This is a genomic window from Pseudomonadota bacterium (assembly GCA_034660915.1).
Taxonomy (GTDB): Bacteria; Desulfobacterota; Anaeroferrophillalia; order Anaeroferrophillales; family Anaeroferrophillaceae; genus DQWO01.
Genome location: JAYEKE010000122.1, coordinates 1 through 12,690, shown reverse-complemented (window position 1 = coordinate 12,690; position 12,690 = coordinate 1). Strand labels below are relative to the sequence as shown.

The following is a 12,690-nucleotide window of genomic DNA, read 5'->3' as shown; positions in this document are numbered from 1 at the left end:
AAGATGACAGCAGCCAACCAGAAATTCAGAATAAGATTAAAGGCCTATGATTATAAAATTCTTGATCAATCGGTCGTTGAAATTGTCAATACAGCCAAGCGTACCGGGGCCAGGGTTGCCGGTCCCATCGTTCTGCCAACCAGAATTAATAAATATTGTGTGCTGCGCTCTCCCCATGTTAACAAAAAATCACGGGAACAGTTTGAGGTTCGCACCCACAAACGGTTAATCGACATTCTCGATCCGACCCAGCAGACCGTTGATGCCCTGATGAAATTGGATCTTTCCGCCGGTGTCGATGTGGAAATAAAGTTGTAAGGGCGGACATAAACCGCAGCAGATAGATTGAGGTTGAAATAATGGCCCAGATACAGGGATTGTTAGGTACAAAAATAGGAATGACCCAGATTTTCAGTGAGCTGGGTGATGAAATTCCGGTAACGGTTGTGAAGGTAGGGCCATGTACGGTGGTTCAGGTTAAACGGGATAAAAGTGATGGCTACAACGCCGTTCAGCTTGGTTTCGGTGAAAAAAAGCTGCAGCTGGCAACCAAGCCGATGATCGGCCATTGCACCAAAGCCGGCAAGGGCGTCTTCCGGGTTCTTCAGGAGGTCAGAGTTGATAATCCTGATGATTTCCAGGTGGGAGATCAACTGACTGCTGACATGTTTACTACTGGAGATCTGGTTGCTGTAACCGCCAGAAGTAAGGGTAAAGGTTTTGCCGGCCCGATGAAACGCTGGGGTTTCAAAGGGGCAAGCGCCTCTCATGGGGTTCATAAAGTGCATCGTTCTGCCGGCTCGGTTGGCACTTCAGCCTGGCCCGGCCGGGTTTGGAAGGGAAAGAAAATGGCTGGCCAGATGGGGAACCAGGCGGTTACGGTGAAGAATCTGACCGTGGTCGGTGTGCGTCCCGACCAGGGCATGCTGTTGATTAAAGGCGCTGTTCCCGGCAGTAAAAATGGGGTAGTATTTCTCCGGAAGGTGTAAGATTTTCAGCTTAAAGTGGAAATGAATAAAGTAATTGAATAATTCGCTGGAGTGGCATCATGGCCGTGGTTGATTTGTATAGTATGAGCAAGGAGAAAGTTGGTGAGATTGAATTAGCCGATGCAGTTTTCGCTGCTGAGGTTAAAAGTCATCTTGTCAGCGAAATGGTGTTATGGCAGTTGGCCAAGCGGCGGAGTGGTACCGCGGCGGTCAAGAACCGTTCGAAAGTACGTGGTGGCGGCAGTAAACCATGGCGGCAGAAAGGAACCGGCCGGGCCCGCAGTGGCACCAACAGTTCACCCATCTGGCGGGGTGGTGGGGTGGTTTTTGGCCCTCAGCCACACAGCTATGAGTTTAAACTGAGCAAAAAAATAAAAAAGCAGGCTCTGATTTCAGCCCTTTCACAAAAATATCAGCAGGGCAAGTTGTTCGTGCTGGAAAACTTTGACCTGGAAGAGATTAAGACCAGAAAAGTGGCGGAACTGTTGACCGCTTTTGAATGTGCAAGTGCCATGCTGGTCTGTGATGAAAATCGAAATCTGTTGTTGTCGGCCCGCAATCTGCCTAAAGTCATGGCGGTTGGTTCTCCCGGGGTTAATGTCTATGATCTGCTCAAACATGATACGCTGATGATTTCAGCTGCTGCTTTGGCCAGGATTCAAGGAGCTTTGGAATAATGAATAAGTCATCTTATTATGATTTGATCCGCTACCCCCTGTTGACAGAAAAAACCATAGAGGCGAAAGAATCATATAATCAGTATGCTTTTGCTGTTGATCGTCAAGCGAATAAGGTTGAGATCAAAAAGGCGGTAGAAACACTTTTCAATGTAAAGGTCCAGGGTGTAAGGACTCTGAGCGTGAAAGGAAAAGAGAAACGGGTGGGACGTAACGTCGGTAAACGTTCGGATTGGAAGAAGGCCATCGTTACCCTGAAACCGGAACAGAAGATTGAATTTTTTGAGGGCATGTAAGCTGTCCAGCTGTCGCTGATATGCTGATATAAGGGAGATTCACCGATGCCATTAAAGAAATATAAACCAACATCACCTGGAAAGCGGTTTCAGACGGCATCCAGTTTTGAGGGAATAACCAAAAAATCGCCGGAAAAGTCCCTTCTTGCCCCGCTAAAGAACAGTGGTGGGCGAAATAATGCCGGTCGGATTACCGTTCGTCACCGGGGTGGAGGAGTGCGGCAGAAGTACCGGCTGATAGATTTTAAACGGATGAAGGATGGTATGCCGGCGACAGTTAAAGCAGTGGAGTATGACCCGAACCGATCTGCCCGGCTGGCGTTGCTTCAGTATGCTGATGGGGAGAAACGCTATATCTTGGCACCGCTCAAGTTGAGAGTAGGAGACCAGGTGCAATCCGGAGAAAATGTTGATATAAAACCCGGTAACTGCCTGCCTTTGAAGAATATCCCCCTGGGCAGCGTCATTCATAATATTGAGTTGAAAATCGGCAAGGGTGGTCAGATGGTTCGCAGTGGAGGGACCTATGCCCAGTTGATGGCCAAGGAGGGTAGTCGTGCGCAGGTAAAGCTGCCTTCCGGTGAGGTTCGTATCGTCCATAATTTATGTCGGGCAACCCTGGGACAGCTGGCTAATATCGAGCATGAAAATATTTCCCTGGGAAAGGCCGGCCGCAGTCGCTGGTTGGGCCGACGTCCCTCGGTTCGCGGAGTGGCGATGAACCCGGTTGACCATCCCCATGGTGGTGGAGAAGGGAAATCATCTGGTGGACGACATCCGGTTACCCCCTGGGGGGTGCCGACCAAGGGTCGTAAAACCAGGAGTAATAAAGCAACGGATAAGCAAATTGTTAAACGACGGAGATAGCCTGATCCAAATACTTTTGTGACAGGTCAGGTTTTAAGGAGGAATTCGTGGCGCGTTCAGTACGTAAAGGTCCTTTTGTCGATGATCATCTGTTAGCCAAGGTTGACAAACTGGTTGACAGCAACAATAAAATGATAAAAACCTGGTCGCGGCGATCGACAGTGGTCCCGGAAATGGTCGGATATACTATCGCGGTTCATAATGGCCGCAAGTTTATCCCGGTTTTTATAACTGAGGATATGGTGGGACATAAATTGGGAGAGTTTGCCCCTACCAGAACCTATTACGGTCATGCTGCTGACCGAAAATCAAAAGTACGGCGCTAAACGGACGCCTGGATTATAAAAGGAGTAACCCATGCAAGTTCGAGCACGACTTCGTCATTATCGGGTGGCACCACGAAAGGCACGCCTGCTAACCGATATGATCAGTGGAATGGATATAGCCAGAGCCGTTGATACCCTGCGTTTTGCCAGGAAAAAATCTGCTCCTGTTATTATGAAACTATTGCAATCAGCAGTGGCCAATGCAGATCAGCAGGGTAATATCGATGTGGATGCCCTTTATGTGCGGCAAGCCTTTGTCGATGAAGGCCCCACCTTGCGTCGTTTCAGACCTCGGGCTATGGGACGGGCAACCAGGATTCGAAAGCGTACCAGCCATATTACGGTGGTTCTGGATGATGAGCGCTAAAATCAGGATTAAAAGAAGAGTAGTATAATTTTTTATCCCCATAGATTTAAAAATCAGTAAAACCTGTAAAGAGGAGTGGCGATTTGGGACAGAAAGTTAACCCCATCGGCTTTCGTCTGGGTGTTGTCAAAACCTGGAGCTCACGTTGGTATGCCGACAAGGAATACAAAAAATTTCTCCACGAAGATCTGCGGCTGAAAAAATATTTGAAAAAGAAGATGCATCATGCCGGGATTTCCAAAATTGAGATTGAGCGGGCTGCAAAGCGTATCCGAATTAATATTTATGCTGCCAGGCCGGGAATTATTATCGGTAAAAAAGGGGCAGAGATTGAAACCCTGAAGAAGGATCTGCAGAAGTTTAGCTCCGGTGAGTTGTTTATCAATATTAATGAGGTGAAGAGACCTGAAACTGATGCTCAATTGATTGCTGAAAATGTTGCCTTGCAGCTTATTCGCCGGGTGGCTTTCAGAAGAGCTATTAAGCGCAGTGTCGGGATGGCGATGAAACTCGGGGCTAAAGGAGTAAAAGTGGCGGTAGCCGGCCGGCTGGGTGGGGCTGAAATTGCCCGTTCAGAGTGGTACCGGGATGGCCGTGTTCCCTTGCATACCCTGCGGGCTGATATAGATTATGGTCTAGCTGAAGCCAAAACCACCTACGGCATCATCGGGGTCAAGGTCTGGGTGTTCAAAGGTGAGATAGTTGCGCAGAAAGATGAATTGACTGCTGGGCTGTAGACAAAATTAGTTGAGCTCACCGGCAAATAAGGATGGGAAGGTAGGATTGTCATCATGTTAATGCCCAAAAAGGTGAAATATAGAAAACAGCAGAAAGGAAGGGTCAAGGGGCTGGCACATCGGGGTTCCCAACTTTCCTTTGGTGATTATGGCTTGAAGGCGCTGGAAAGCGGAAGAATTACCAACCGTCAAATTGAGGCGGCCAGAATTGCCATCAATCGCTATATCAAACGTGGCGGAAAAGTTTGGATTCGTATTTTTCCGGATAAGCCGCTAACCAAAAAACCGGCTGAAGTAAGAATGGGGAAGGGTAAGGGATCCCCTGAAGAGTGGGTGGCAGTGGTGAAAGCCGGCAGAATGCTCTATGAAATGGAAGGGATTGATTCCGAACGGGCGATGGAGGCCCTGCGCTTGGCAGCGCATAAATTGCCGATCAGAACCAGACTGGTAAGGCGGGAGACTGAAATATGAAAGCTAAAGATGTTCGTTTATTGTCTCCGGAAGAGATGCAGCAGAAGGTGGATGCCATATCTGAGGAGCTGTTTAACCTCCGTTTTCAGAAAGCCAGTGGGCAGCTTCAGGATACGGCCAGGCTGAAAAATCTTAAGCGGGATCGAGCCCGGATGAAAACCATTTTCCGTGAACAGGATATGCAGGGATAAGGCAGGTATGAAAATGCAGGAGTCAAAAAGACGAATTAAACGATCGATGACCGGAGTTGTGGTCAGTGATAAGATGGATAAAACAGCGGTGGTGAAAGTTTCGACCAAAGTAAAACATCCCACTTATAAGAAATACGTGCAAAAGAGTAGTAAATATAAGGCACATGATGCCGAAAATCAGTGCTCTATCGGTGATCGGGTTCAGATAACGGAATGTCGGCCAATCAGTAAGGATAAATGCTGGCGGGTCAGTAAAGTAGTGGAAAAAACTGTCGGTTAACGGTGGATTTCTGCTTTCCAGCTGAAAGACTGGGAAAGGGAAGATGAAATGATTCAGGTTGAAACGGTTCTGGATGCAGCAGATAATTCCGGAGCCAGAAAAATACAGTGTATCAAGGTGCTTGGTGGTTCAAGGAAACGGTATGCCGGTATTGGTGATATTATCAAGATTGCTGTCAAAGAGGCGATGCCTAATTCAAAGGTTAAAAAAGGCGATGTTATGGAGGCGGTAGTAGTACGTACTGCCAAGGAGATACGCCGGTTGAATGGCAGTTATATAAAATTTGATTGCAACTCGGCGGTCCTGATTAATAGTCAGAATGAGCCTGTCGGTACCAGGATATTTGGTCCCGTGGCCCGGGAACTAAGAGCAAAACGTTTCATGAAAATTATTTCATTGGCCCCTGAGGTTTTATAAGGCCGCGTGAACTGGAGAATTTGACGATGGCGAAAGCACGGGTAAAAAAAGGCGACAAGGTTATGGTTATCGCCGGTAAAGATAAAGAGAAAACGGGCAAGATAAAGAGAGTAGACTTTGAAAAACAACGGGTGGTAGTGGAAAAGCTTAACATGATCAAACGCCACACTAAACCCGGGATGGGTACACAGGGTGGCATTCTGGAAAAAGAGGCCTCCATCCACCTGTCTAATGTCATGCCGGTCTGCGCTAAATGTGATAAACCGGTGCGTGTAGGGTGTAAGGTTTTAGCGGATCAATCAAAGGTTAGAGTTTGCAAACGTTGTGATGAGCTGCTGGACAAGTAGCTGTGAGGATGTGGAGTATTGATAGATGGGTATTTTGAAAGATAAATATATAAATGAGGTTGTTCCGGCCCTTACCAAACAGTTTAGCTATACTAACTGCATGCAGGTTCCCCGGTTGGAGAAAGTTGTAGTGAATATGGGCTTGGGTAGTGCGGTGCAGAATGTTAAAATACTTGATTCTGCTGCTGAGGAGTTGACTGCCATTACCGGTCAGAAGGTAGTGGTGACCAAGGCCCGTAAATCCATAGCATCTTTTAAACTGCGTGAGGGTATGCCGATTGGTTGCATGGTAACTTTGCGCCATGCCCGCATGTATGAATTTCTCGAACGACTCATCTCAGTAGTTTTACCCCGGATTCGGGATTTTAAGGGGATTTCAGGAAAGGCTTTTGATGGTCGGGGCAATTACACCCTGGGTCTTCGTGAGCAGATGATATTTCCTGAAATTGATCTTGAAAAAGTTGATGTAGTCAAAGGGATGAATGTGGTGGTGGTTAACACGGCCAAAACTGATGAAGAAGGAAAGGCCATGTTGTCGTTACTTGGCTTTCCTTTTCGTAAATAGTTTTCAATAATTTGGCGGGGCTTTATTAAGGAGTTTTAGATGGCAAGGAAGTCGATGATAGCCAAAGCACAGCGGTTGAATAAATTCAAGGTCAGGGAGTATAACCGCTGCCCTATATGTGGAAGACGACGGGGATATCTCCGCAAATTTGATATGTGTCGTATTTGTTTTCGCCAGTTGGCCTCAAGTGGGGACATCCCCGGGGTTATTAAATCAAGTTGGTAAAAGGAGCTTAGGGTTTTATGTCGCTTAATGATCTGATTGCCGATATGCTTACAAGAATACGTAATGCGCAGATGGCAGAACTTGAAAAAGTTGATATTGTCCTTTCAAAAATGAATCAGAGCATTGCTGATATTCTGAAAGAAGAGGGCTATGTCAAGAATTACAAGGTCATTAAAGATGGTGACAGCCGCGGAGCGCTGCGGTTGTACCTGAAGTATGATGATCAGGGTAAATCGGTTTTTTCAGGCTTGAAAAGGGAAAGCAGGCCCGGATTGCGTAAATATGTCGGAGCTGATGCAATTCCCGTTGTTCTAAATGGTCTTGGGATCACAATCCTGTCAACATCCAAAGGGGTTATCACCGGTGAGCAAGCCAAACGGCTGAACGTTGGCGGTGAATACCTTTGTTCAATCTGGTAAGGAGAAATTGCCATGTCCCGTACTGGGAAAAAACCGATACCTCTGGCTGAGGGTGTTGAAGCCCGGATTGAAGCTGGGATCGTTAAAGTCAAGGGCCCCAAGGGGGAATTGAGTCAGGCTGTTGTCGACCGGGTTTCCGTGGTGGTCGAGGATGGTAACCTCCTGGTGAAGCGACAGGGAGATGATCGTCGTTCCCGTGCATTTCACGGTTTAATGCGGTCGCTGGTTGCCAATATGGTTGCTGGGGTCAGCGATGGTTTCAGTAAATCCCTGGAAGTTAACGGGGTAGGTTATCGCGCCGATGTGAGTGATAAAACCCTTAATATGAGTCTGGGTTTTGCCCATCAGGTTAACTGCCCCATCCCCGAAGGGATTGCAATTCAAGTTGAAAAAAATAAAATCACTGTTCAGGGTATTGATAAACAATTGGTAGGCTCTATGGCTGCCAAGATCAGAAGCTATCGCCCGATCGAGCCCTATAAAGGGAAGGGTATCAAGTATGCTAATGAGCATGTTTTGCGTAAGGCCGGTAAGGCCGGGAAATAGATAGCATTGAGGAGCTAAGGTGAAAAGTATAAAAAGAAGAAGCCAGCTGCGGGCGAAGAAGAAACTGAAAATCAGGAGCCGATTATCAGGATCCAGCGAACGACCACGGCTTAGCGTTTATCGCACGGCCCGACACATTTACGTTCAGGCTATTGATGATCAGTGCGGGGTTACCCTGGCATGTGCCGGGAGTACGGATCGTGATTTCAATGAGAGCAATGGTGGCAATATTGAAGCTGCTAAGAAGGTGGGGGAAATACTTGCCTCCCGGTTGCTGGACAAAGGAGTAAAAGAAGCCGTTTTTGATCGGAATGCTTTTCTCTATCATGGAAGAATCAAGGCACTGGCAGATGCAGTTCGTGAGGCCGGACTGAAATTTTAACCTTAATGTATGCAAATTAAGTTATTATTAACCCCAGGGGATTATATCTGGGATTACAGGAGGTAGATTGTTGGACGCTGCTAAAGTCGGAGAAAAGGAACTGATTGATCGAGTGGTCAAAATAAATCGGGTTGCCAAGGTTGTCAAAGGTGGACGCCGCTTCAGTTTCAGTGCGCTGGTGGTGGTGGGTGATGGTAACGGCCGGGTTGGCTTTGGATTGGGTAAGGCAAATGAAGTTCCTGAAGCAGTTCGTAAAGGGGCGGAGAAAGCCAGAAAAAATATGGTGAAAGTTTCCCTTTTGGGTCCGACCATCCCCTTCCAGGTGACGGGTAATTACGGCGCCGGCAAAGTTTTATTGCGGCCGGCATCACCGGGGACTGGGGTTATTGCTGGTGGCGCGGTCCGGGCTGTGCTGGAATCTGCCGGAGTCAAGGACATTCTAACCAAGTGTCTCGGTTCTAACAATCCTCATAATGCCGTACGGGCAACAATTGCCGGCTTATTGCAACTGAAAAGTGCCAGCGAGGTTTCCCGTAATCGGAATAAGCCGGTTATGGTAGCATCCCTGGGTTAACCCGGGCAATGTTGTAGACATAGCGTTCAGCTGTCAGCAATCAGCTTTCGGCTTAGAAACATGAGTCATTATGTTAATCGGCTATAGCGGCCAGCTAACCGCTGAAAGCTAAAAGCTTATTAAAAACAGGGTAGAAACGAATGCTGAAAATAACATTAAAGAAAAGTATTGTCGGGCGGTTGAAGAAACATATTGCCACAGTTCAGGCCCTGGGTTTGCATCGCGTCAGCCAATCAGTGGTTCATCGTGATACACCTCAGATTCAGGGGATGGTTTCAAGGGTAGCTTACATGGTGGATGTTGAGCAGCTGCCTGACGATGAATAGCACGGGTATAGGGATAAACCTGCCGGTAGATTCAGCTGATGGTGTTTTCTTGAGGACCAAGGTAAGTGGCTAGCAGTTAGACCTTAGCTTTTAGCTTTGAAAAACCAGGACTTTAGGTCAAACAGGACAGCATTTAACCGGGAATAGCTTGTAATACTAATCATCCTGTAATCGTTAAACTAACAGCTAATTGCTAAAAGCTAATCGCTCGAATTAAGTGAGGATAAAATGGTTGATTTAGCGAATTTGGAGAAAAATTCCGGGATTCGGAAAGAACGACGACGCATAGGTCGGGGAGTCGGTTCCGGTTACCATAAAACTGCTGGTCGAGGGCATAAAGGTCAGAAATCACGTTCAGGCGGAGCTATCCCGGTGTGGTTTGAGGGTGGACAGATGCCCTTACAGCGCCGTGTGCCTAAACGGGGTTTTAAGAATGTTTTCCGTACAGAGTATGAGGTGGTCAATGTTCATCAACTGAATCTGTTTACCGAAGGGGAAACGGTTGATGTCGAAGCATTGCGGGCCAACGGTCTCATGCGCGGCAAAAATGCCCAGGTAAAGATTTTGGGCAATGGTTTGCTGTCAAAAAAAATAACGGTCAAAGCCCATAAGTTCAGTACTACTGCCCGGGAGAAGATAGTCCAGGCCGGCGGCCAGGCGGAGGAGATAGATCTTGCTTAAAGGCATTGAGAATATTGGCAGTATTCCCGAACTGCAGCGGAAAGTCGGTTGGACATTATTCCTGTTGTTCATTTATCGTATAGGGATTCATGTGCCGACGCCTGGTATCGACGGTCAGGCCCTGGCGGCCTTTTTTAGCGAAGCCAAGGGAACCCTGCTGGGGATGTTCGATATGTTTTCTGGTGGCGGCCTAAGCCGATTGTCGGTCTTTTCCCTGGGAATTATGCCCTACATCAGTGCATCCATTATCCTGGAACTGCTGACCATGGTTGTCCCAAAGCTGGAACGGCTGAAAAAAGAGGGTGATGCCGGACATCGTAAAATTGTTTCCTATACCCGTTATGGTACTATCTTGTTGAGTGTGGTTCAGAGTTTTGGCATTGCTGTCGGACTGGAAAGCATGCAGGGGCCGGCCGGTGAAATGGTGGTTATGTATCCTGGTTGGGGCTTCCGCCTGCTGACGGTCATTACCCTGACCAGTGGTACCGCCTTCATCATGTGGATTGGTGAGCAGATTACCGAGCGGGGGATTGGCAATGGAATATCATTAATTATTTTTGCCGGGATCGTAGCACGGATGCCGGCGGCCATTATCAATTCCATCAGGTTAATCAAAACCGGTGAAATGAGCCTTTTTATCATGCTGGCTATGCTGGTGATGATGGCGGCAGTAGTGGCCATCATAGTCTTTGTTGAGACCGGCCAACGACGGATTCCCATACAATATGCCAAAAGAGTTGTGGGAAGGAAGATGTATGGTGGGCAGAGTACTCATCTGCCGATTAAGGTTAATACAGCAGGAGTTATTCCACCTATTTTCGCTTCTTCAATTATTATGTTCCCGGCGACTATTGCCAGTTTTATTGATCTGCCGATCATGAAAAAGATATCGGCGCTTTTTGTTCCTTCAAGCATAACGTATAATGTTTTTTATGTTGCGCTCATTTTTGTCTTTTGTTACTTCTACACCGCTGTAACCTTCAAGCCTGATGATGTGGCGGATAACCTGAAGAAATACGGTGGCTATGTCCCCGGTATCAGGCCAGGCAAAAAAACGGCTGAATACATTGATCGCGTGTTGACCCGGTTGACTTTTTGGGGAGCGGTCTACGTCAGTATCGTTTGCGTTTTGCCGATGCTTTTTATCGGCAAGTTTAATGTCCCCTTTTATTTTGGTGGGACCGCGTTGCTGATTGTGGTTGGAGTGGGGATTGACACGATTCAGCAGATACAATCGCATTTGATTGTGCGAAACTATGATGGATTAATGAAAAAGGGAGCCCGGGGCGGTCGGAACTAAAGCAGAGAAGGATGTTGCGGCAATTTCTCCGGTTGATGAATTACCTGTTTTTTTTGCCATAAGGAGGATGAGAATGAATTTGATATTGTTGGGACCACCAGGGGCCGGTAAAGGAACCCAGGCCAAAAAAATGGTAGACAAGCTGGGGATTCCCCAGATTTCCACCGGAGACATCCTTCGGGCTGCGGTTAAAGACGGTACCGCCATGGGCATTGAAGCCAAGAAATACATGGATGCCGGAGGGTTAGTTCCCGATGAAGTAGTTATCGGCATTATCCGTGATCGGATTAAAGAAGGTGATTGTGCCAAGGGATATATCCTTGATGGTTTCCCCCGGACGGTAGCCCAGGCGGAAGCGCTGGATGAAATGCTGAAAGGCATGAATCAGGATATTGATCATGTGATCAGCATAGAAGTTCCGGATAGTGCTTTGCTTGAGAGGTTGACCGGGCGTCGCATGTGTTCCTGTGGTGCCAGTTATCATATTTTGTTCAATAAGCCGAAGCAGGAAGGGATTTGTGATCTTTGCGGCGGCAAGCTTTATCACCGGGATGATGACAAGGAAGAGGCCATTACCGAACGTTTGGTTAACTACCATCGCCAGACTGCACCACTCATTGAGTTCTACAGTGCTAAAGGTAAAGTCCGTCCCATTCCCGGTACCGGCAGTGTTGATGATATCTTTGCTTCGATAATGAATGCTGTGAAGTAATGATAACCTTACGTTCAAAGCGCGAAGTAGAAAAGATCAGGGCGGCAAATCAGATTGTTGCAGAAGTACTGAAACATCTTCAGGAAGTAGTAAAACCAGGAATCTCTACCTTTGAGCTTGATCAGATTGCTGAGAAGCTGATCAAAAAACGTGGTGGGGTTCCCGCTTTTAAAGGTTATGCCGGATTTCCGGCAAGTTTATGCGCCTCGGTTAATGAAGTTATTGTCCATGGTATCCCCGGTAAAGATATCATTTTAGTTGAAGGCGATATTATCAGTTTGGATGTCGGGGCCAAGCTTGACGGCTATTTTGGTGATGCGGCGTTGACGGTCCCGGTAGGTAAAGTAAGCTCTGAGACCAAACGCCTGATGCAGGTTACCAGAGAATCACTTGAAGAAGGGATTCGGACTGCCTGGCCCGATGAGCATTTGTTTACGCTCTCAAATAAAATTCAGCGATTTGTGGAGTCACGCGGATACGCGGTTGTTCGTGACTTCGTTGGCCATGGCATTGGTGCCCAGCTTCATGAGGAACCACAGGTGCCCAATTATGGCGTAGCCGGGACCGGTATGCGGTTGAAAGCCGGTATGGTTATCGCGATAGAGCCAATGGTGAATATGGGAACCTATGAAGTGCAGGTTCTGGCTGATGGTTGGACTGCGGTAACCAGAGATCGGAAGTTGTCAGCCCATTTTGAACATACTATTGCAATTACGGATAACGGTCCGGATATCTTGAGTTTATAAAGGTCATCCCTTAAAAGCCAACCGCTCAATTTAACCTAAACTGAGCGATTAGCCTTTAGCGGTTAGCTATTAGTTTAATGATTACAGGATGTTTTGCTATTACAAACGTAAACATTCGACTACATTTTCAGAAAAGATAAAAATACTCTCACAGAGGCACAAAGTCACAGAGAACCCGAGTCATTTGCCCTCTGTGACTCCGTGTCTCTGTGAGAAATAATAAAAATTTGTCAATCTATAGACAAAGTC

24 protein-coding genes are annotated in these 12,690 nt (G+C 47.2%); all 24 read left to right on the top strand.

What is annotated here, in order from left to right; all coding sequences use genetic code 11:
- Window positions 1-3 precede the first annotated feature (3 nt).
- The 24 genes from rpsJ to map all read left to right on the top strand — a co-directional run bounded on the left by rpsJ (window position 4) and on the right by map (window position 12,441).
- Window positions 4-318, top strand: a complete 315-nt coding sequence (gene rpsJ, locus U9P07_07475) for a 30S ribosomal protein S10 (GenBank protein MEA2109243.1) — start codon at window positions 4-6, stop codon at window positions 316-318.
- A 41-nt stretch (window positions 319-359) separates the two neighbouring features.
- Window positions 360-989 (top strand): 50S ribosomal protein L3, encoded by a 630-nt coding sequence (gene rplC, locus U9P07_07470; GenBank protein ID MEA2109242.1) that lies wholly within the window; start codon window positions 360-362, stop codon window positions 987-989.
- 59 nt (window positions 990-1,048) lie between these two features.
- Window positions 1,049-1,666, top strand: coding sequence for a 50S ribosomal protein L4 (gene rplD, locus U9P07_07465; protein ID MEA2109241.1), 618 nt, complete (start codon window positions 1,049-1,051; stop codon window positions 1,664-1,666).
- The gene (gene rplW / locus U9P07_07460) at window positions 1,666-1,962 is read left to right on the top strand and encodes a 50S ribosomal protein L23 (protein MEA2109240.1); all 297 of its coding nucleotides are present in this window, start codon (window positions 1,666-1,668) and stop codon (window positions 1,960-1,962) included. Before rplD ends, rplW begins: the two co-directional genes overlap by 1 nt.
- 45 nt (window positions 1,963-2,007) lie before the next feature.
- Window positions 2,008-2,829 (top strand): 50S ribosomal protein L2, encoded by an 822-nt coding sequence (gene rplB, locus U9P07_07455; GenBank protein ID MEA2109239.1) that lies wholly within the window; start codon window positions 2,008-2,010, stop codon window positions 2,827-2,829.
- Between the two features lie 47 nt (window positions 2,830-2,876).
- Complete coding sequence (gene rpsS, locus U9P07_07450) at window positions 2,877-3,155, top strand: 30S ribosomal protein S19 (GenBank protein ID MEA2109238.1); 279 nt, start codon at window positions 2,877-2,879, stop codon at window positions 3,153-3,155.
- Between the two features lie 31 nt (window positions 3,156-3,186).
- Entirely contained in the window at window positions 3,187-3,522 is a 336-nt protein-coding gene (gene rplV, locus U9P07_07445; GenBank protein ID MEA2109237.1) for a 50S ribosomal protein L22, read from the top strand.
- 83 nt (window positions 3,523-3,605) lie between these two features.
- Window positions 3,606-4,259 carry a 30S ribosomal protein S3 gene (rpsC, locus tag U9P07_07440; protein MEA2109236.1) on the top strand — a complete coding sequence of 218 codons (654 nt, stop codon included), beginning with the start codon at window positions 3,606-3,608 and terminating at the stop codon, window positions 4,257-4,259.
- Between the two features lie 54 nt (window positions 4,260-4,313).
- Entirely contained in the window at window positions 4,314-4,730 is a 417-nt protein-coding gene (gene rplP / locus U9P07_07435) for a 50S ribosomal protein L16 (GenBank protein ID MEA2109235.1), read from the top strand.
- Window positions 4,727-4,921: a 50S ribosomal protein L29 gene (rpmC, locus tag U9P07_07430; GenBank protein ID MEA2109234.1), complete on the top strand. Its 195-nt coding sequence runs from the start codon at window positions 4,727-4,729 to the stop codon at window positions 4,919-4,921. The genes rplP and rpmC overlap by 4 nt, the downstream gene beginning before the upstream one ends.
- A gap of 13 nt (window positions 4,922-4,934) precedes the next feature.
- Window positions 4,935-5,201: a 30S ribosomal protein S17 gene (gene rpsQ / locus U9P07_07425; protein MEA2109233.1), complete on the top strand. Its 267-nt coding sequence runs from the start codon at window positions 4,935-4,937 to the stop codon at window positions 5,199-5,201.
- A 48-nt stretch (window positions 5,202-5,249) separates the two neighbouring features.
- Window positions 5,250-5,618: a 50S ribosomal protein L14 gene (gene rplN, locus U9P07_07420; protein MEA2109232.1), complete on the top strand. Its 369-nt coding sequence runs from the start codon at window positions 5,250-5,252 to the stop codon at window positions 5,616-5,618.
- 26 nt (window positions 5,619-5,644) lie between these two features.
- Window positions 5,645-5,965 carry a 50S ribosomal protein L24 gene (gene rplX, locus U9P07_07415; GenBank protein MEA2109231.1) on the top strand — a complete coding sequence of 107 codons (321 nt, stop codon included), beginning with the start codon at window positions 5,645-5,647 and terminating at the stop codon, window positions 5,963-5,965.
- A gap of 25 nt (window positions 5,966-5,990) precedes the next feature.
- Complete coding sequence (rplE, locus tag U9P07_07410; protein MEA2109230.1) at window positions 5,991-6,530, top strand: 50S ribosomal protein L5; 540 nt, start codon at window positions 5,991-5,993, stop codon at window positions 6,528-6,530.
- Between the two features lie 39 nt (window positions 6,531-6,569).
- Window positions 6,570-6,755, top strand: coding sequence for a type Z 30S ribosomal protein S14 (locus tag U9P07_07405; protein MEA2109229.1), 186 nt, complete (start codon window positions 6,570-6,572; stop codon window positions 6,753-6,755).
- A 17-nt stretch (window positions 6,756-6,772) separates the two neighbouring features.
- Window positions 6,773-7,174, top strand: a complete 402-nt coding sequence (rpsH, locus tag U9P07_07400) for a 30S ribosomal protein S8 (GenBank protein MEA2109228.1) — start codon at window positions 6,773-6,775, stop codon at window positions 7,172-7,174.
- 12 nt (window positions 7,175-7,186) lie between these two features.
- On the top strand, window positions 7,187-7,720 hold the full coding sequence (gene rplF, locus U9P07_07395) for a 50S ribosomal protein L6 (protein ID MEA2109227.1): 534 nt from the start codon (window positions 7,187-7,189) through the stop codon (window positions 7,718-7,720).
- Window positions 7,721-7,739: 19 nt separating this feature from the next.
- On the top strand, window positions 7,740-8,102 hold the full coding sequence (rplR, locus tag U9P07_07390) for a 50S ribosomal protein L18 (protein MEA2109226.1): 363 nt from the start codon (window positions 7,740-7,742) through the stop codon (window positions 8,100-8,102).
- A gap of 70 nt (window positions 8,103-8,172) precedes the next feature.
- Window positions 8,173-8,676, top strand: a complete 504-nt coding sequence (rpsE, locus tag U9P07_07385) for a 30S ribosomal protein S5 (protein MEA2109225.1) — start codon at window positions 8,173-8,175, stop codon at window positions 8,674-8,676.
- Between the two features lie 140 nt (window positions 8,677-8,816).
- Window positions 8,817-9,002, top strand: coding sequence for a 50S ribosomal protein L30 (rpmD, locus tag U9P07_07380; GenBank protein MEA2109224.1), 186 nt, complete (start codon window positions 8,817-8,819; stop codon window positions 9,000-9,002).
- A gap of 228 nt (window positions 9,003-9,230) precedes the next feature.
- Window positions 9,231-9,683 (top strand): 50S ribosomal protein L15, encoded by a 453-nt coding sequence (rplO, locus tag U9P07_07375; GenBank protein MEA2109223.1) that lies wholly within the window; start codon window positions 9,231-9,233, stop codon window positions 9,681-9,683.
- The gene (gene secY / locus U9P07_07370; protein MEA2109222.1) at window positions 9,676-10,983 is read left to right on the top strand and encodes a preprotein translocase subunit SecY; all 1,308 of its coding nucleotides are present in this window, start codon (window positions 9,676-9,678) and stop codon (window positions 10,981-10,983) included. The genes rplO and secY overlap by 8 nt, the downstream gene beginning before the upstream one ends.
- A 73-nt stretch (window positions 10,984-11,056) precedes the next feature.
- Complete coding sequence (locus tag U9P07_07365; protein ID MEA2109221.1) at window positions 11,057-11,695, top strand: adenylate kinase; 639 nt, start codon at window positions 11,057-11,059, stop codon at window positions 11,693-11,695.
- A complete protein-coding gene (gene map / locus U9P07_07360) occupies window positions 11,695-12,441 on the top strand; it encodes a type I methionyl aminopeptidase (protein MEA2109220.1) in 747 nt (248 codons plus the stop codon). Before U9P07_07365 ends, map begins: the two co-directional genes overlap by 1 nt.
- Window positions 12,442-12,690: the final 249 nt, after the last annotated feature.

What these genes read in the sequence shown, in the direction of transcription:
- rpsJ (MEA2109243.1), top strand. Translation starts at nt 4, where the DNA reads ATGACAGCAGCCAACCAGAAATTCAGAATAAGATTAAAGGCCTATGAT.
- rplC (MEA2109242.1), top strand. Translation starts at nt 360, where the DNA reads ATGGCCCAGATACAGGGATTGTTAGGTACAAAAATAGGAATGACCCAG.
- rplD (MEA2109241.1), top strand. Translation starts at nt 1,049, where the DNA reads ATGGCCGTGGTTGATTTGTATAGTATGAGCAAGGAGAAAGTTGGTGAG.
- rplW (MEA2109240.1), top strand. Translation starts at nt 1,666, where the DNA reads ATGAATAAGTCATCTTATTATGATTTGATCCGCTACCCCCTGTTGACA.
- rplB (MEA2109239.1), top strand. Translation starts at nt 2,008, where the DNA reads ATGCCATTAAAGAAATATAAACCAACATCACCTGGAAAGCGGTTTCAG.
- rplV (MEA2109237.1), top strand. Translation starts at nt 3,187, where the DNA reads ATGCAAGTTCGAGCACGACTTCGTCATTATCGGGTGGCACCACGAAAG.
- rplP (MEA2109235.1), top strand. Translation starts at nt 4,314, where the DNA reads ATGTTAATGCCCAAAAAGGTGAAATATAGAAAACAGCAGAAAGGAAGG.
- rpmC (MEA2109234.1), top strand. Translation starts at nt 4,727, where the DNA reads ATGAAAGCTAAAGATGTTCGTTTATTGTCTCCGGAAGAGATGCAGCAG.
- rpsQ (MEA2109233.1), top strand. Translation starts at nt 4,935, where the DNA reads ATGCAGGAGTCAAAAAGACGAATTAAACGATCGATGACCGGAGTTGTG.
- rplN (MEA2109232.1), top strand. Translation starts at nt 5,250, where the DNA reads ATGATTCAGGTTGAAACGGTTCTGGATGCAGCAGATAATTCCGGAGCC.
- rplX (MEA2109231.1), top strand. Translation starts at nt 5,645, where the DNA reads ATGGCGAAAGCACGGGTAAAAAAAGGCGACAAGGTTATGGTTATCGCC.
- rplE (MEA2109230.1), top strand. Translation starts at nt 5,991, where the DNA reads ATGGGTATTTTGAAAGATAAATATATAAATGAGGTTGTTCCGGCCCTT.
- U9P07_07405 (MEA2109229.1), top strand. Translation starts at nt 6,570, where the DNA reads ATGGCAAGGAAGTCGATGATAGCCAAAGCACAGCGGTTGAATAAATTC.
- rpsH (MEA2109228.1), top strand. Translation starts at nt 6,773, where the DNA reads ATGTCGCTTAATGATCTGATTGCCGATATGCTTACAAGAATACGTAAT.
- rplF (MEA2109227.1), top strand. Translation starts at nt 7,187, where the DNA reads ATGTCCCGTACTGGGAAAAAACCGATACCTCTGGCTGAGGGTGTTGAA.
- rpmD (MEA2109224.1), top strand. Translation starts at nt 8,817, where the DNA reads ATGCTGAAAATAACATTAAAGAAAAGTATTGTCGGGCGGTTGAAGAAA.
- rplO (MEA2109223.1), top strand. Translation starts at nt 9,231, where the DNA reads ATGGTTGATTTAGCGAATTTGGAGAAAAATTCCGGGATTCGGAAAGAA.
- U9P07_07365 (MEA2109221.1), top strand. Translation starts at nt 11,057, where the DNA reads ATGAATTTGATATTGTTGGGACCACCAGGGGCCGGTAAAGGAACCCAG.
- map (MEA2109220.1), top strand. Translation starts at nt 11,695, where the DNA reads ATGATAACCTTACGTTCAAAGCGCGAAGTAGAAAAGATCAGGGCGGCA.